Annotated in this window: 2 protein-coding genes; one reads left to right on the top strand and one right to left on the bottom strand. The window is 65.1% G+C overall.

Annotated features, from left to right (window positions below; translation table 11 throughout):
- Nucleotides 1-10 precede the first annotated feature (10 nt).
- Nucleotides 11-172, bottom strand: coding sequence for a hypothetical protein (locus tag NKJ91_RS33600; protein ID WP_167391251.1), 162 nt, complete (start codon nucleotides 170-172; stop codon nucleotides 11-13).
- Here NKJ91_RS33600 and NKJ91_RS33595 point away from each other — a divergent pair.
- Nucleotides 159-1,245, top strand: a 1,087-nt coding sequence (locus tag NKJ91_RS33595; RefSeq protein ID WP_352458928.1) for an IS256 family transposase, incomplete at its 3' end; no start/stop codon positions are given. The two genes, NKJ91_RS33600 and NKJ91_RS33595, sit on opposite strands and share 14 nt — an antisense overlap.

Raw genomic sequence — 1,245 nt, 5'->3', positions numbered from 1 at the left:
GGTCGCGTCCCTACAGGTGGTGTAGCTCGGCGGTAGCGAAGCCGCTCGCGAGCGCGCCCTCGATAGCGCTGTAGCGAGCGAGCGGCTTTGCGGTGGTCATCGACAGTTCGCCGGTAAGGTCGGGTTGCTGACACCAACCTGATTCGAAGGAACCATCGATGACCGACGACATGATGAACCTGCGCGCGCTCGTGGAGAAGACTCCGGATTCCGATCTCTTGCGCGAGATGATTGGCTTTGCCGCCGAGCGGCTGATGGAACTGGAGGTTGGCGCCGCCACCGGCGCCGCCTATGGCGAGAAGAACCCGTTGCGCACGGCCCAGCGCAACGGCTATCGCGAGCGCGACTGGGAGACGCGCGCCGGCACCGTCGAGCTGCGCATCCCCAAGCTCAGGAAGGGCTCCTATTTCCCCGGTTTCCTCGAACCGCGCCGCATGGCCGAGAAGGCGCTGACCGCCGTCATCCAGGAGGCCTACGTCCAGGGGATCTCGACCCGCTCGGTCGACGACCTGGTCAAGGCCATGGGCATGAGCGGCATCTCCAAAAGCCAGGTCAGCCGGCTGTGCGAAGAGATCGACGGCAAGGTCAAAGCGTTCCTTGAAAGACGCATCGAGGGCGACTGGCCATATCTGTGGATCGACGCCACCTACCTGAAGGTGCGCCGCGGCGGCCGCATCGGCTCGGTCGCCGTCATCATCGCTGTCGGCGTCAACGCGGACGGCCGGCGCGAGGTGCTGGGCATGGAGGTCGGCACGTCTGAGGCCGAGCCGATCTGGACGGAGTTCCTGCGCAAGCTGACCCGCCGCGGCCTGCGCGGTGTCAAGCTCGTCGTCTCCGATGCCCATGAAGGCATCGAGGCGGCCGTCACCAAGGTGCTGTGCGCGACATGGCAGAGGTGCCGCGTCCACTTCATGAGGAACGTGCTGGCCCATGCCGGCAAGAGCGGGCGCCGCGTCGTCTCCGCTTTCATCGCCACCGCCTTCGCCCAGGAAACGCCCGAGGCCGCAAGCACGCAATGGCGCGCCGTCGCCGACCAGATCCGGCCGAAGGTGCCGAAGCTGGCGACAATCATGGACGACGCCGAGCCCGACGTGCTGGCCTACATGACTTTCCCCAAGGAGCACCGCGCCAAGCTGCACTCGACGGATGACATCGACAAGCCTGATTTCGACTTTTTCGATTCCTGTTGCGTTTCTTTGTTCGGCTCAGGTGAGCCTGTTTCTTCGTCCCGGCCCACAGGATTTC

Source organism: Mesorhizobium sp. M0040, assembly GCF_040323505.1.
GTDB lineage: Bacteria > Pseudomonadota > Alphaproteobacteria > Rhizobiales > Rhizobiaceae > Mesorhizobium.
Note: the sequence above shows the minus strand (reverse complement) of the source record. Positions and strands in the feature narration are given on the sequence as shown.